Source organism: Staphylococcus agnetis (assembly GCF_002901865.1).
GTDB classification, from domain to species: domain Bacteria; phylum Bacillota; class Bacilli; order Staphylococcales; family Staphylococcaceae; genus Staphylococcus; species Staphylococcus agnetis.
Genome location: NZ_PPQF01000102.1, coordinates 1 through 285, shown reverse-complemented (window position 1 = coordinate 285; position 285 = coordinate 1). Strand labels below are relative to the sequence as shown.

At 39.3% G+C, this 285-nt stretch carries 1 tRNA gene; it reads right to left on the bottom strand.

Annotated elements, in window-relative coordinates:
* Positions 1-92: 92 nt before the first annotated feature.
* Positions 93-169: transfer RNA gene (locus tag CD172_RS11895), tRNA-Ile, on the bottom strand.
* Positions 170-285: the final 116 nt, after the last annotated feature.

Here is a 285-nt window from a genome sequence, read left to right as displayed (position 1 = left end):
GATAATTTTTTGTTTCAAGCTTTTCGCTTGTCACTCGGTTTTGCTTGGTAAAATCTATACTTACTTATCTAGTTTTCAATGTACAAAATAAATGGTGGGCCTAAGTGGACTCGAACCACCGACCTCACGCTTATCAGGCGTGCGCTCTAACCAGCTGAGCTATAGGCCCATAATATGAATTCTCAATAAATGAGCATTCAAAACTGAATACAATATGTCATCCGTTATTCCTTATCGCCTTAGGCGATATTCCGTATATTATCCTTAGAAAGGAGGTGATCCAGC